We start from the raw sequence: 326 nt of genomic DNA, 5'->3' as shown, positions 1-326 counted from the left end.
GGGCGTGCTTTGAAGGCGGTGCGGCGGAACATTCAGATGGTGTTCCAGGATCCGTACACGTCGCTCAATCCGCGGATGACGGTGGGTGACATCGTGGGGGAGCCGTTCGATATTCATCCGGAGGTGGCGCCGAAGGGGGATCGGCGGCGCAGGGTGCAGGAGCTGCTGGATGTGGTCGGGTTGAATCCGGAGTACATCAACCGGTATCCGCATCAGTTCAGTGGGGGGCAGCGGCAGCGGATCGGTATTGCGCGGGGGCTGGCGTTGCGTCCGGAGATCATCGTGGCGGACGAGCCGGTCTCGGCGCTGGATGTCTCGGTGCAGGC

At 64.7% G+C, this 326-nt stretch carries 1 protein-coding gene; it reads left to right on the top strand.

Annotated elements, in window-relative coordinates:
* Positions 1 to 326: ATP-binding cassette domain-containing protein (locus JW613_RS35495; RefSeq protein ID WP_209215316.1), on the top strand; the 326-nt coding region annotated here is incomplete at both ends.

Origin of the sequence: Streptomyces smyrnaeus, from assembly GCF_017676345.1 — a bacterium.
GTDB lineage: Bacteria > Actinomycetota > Actinomycetes > Streptomycetales > Streptomycetaceae > Streptomyces > Streptomyces smyrnaeus.
Note: the sequence above shows the minus strand (reverse complement) of the source record. Positions and strands in the feature narration are given on the sequence as shown.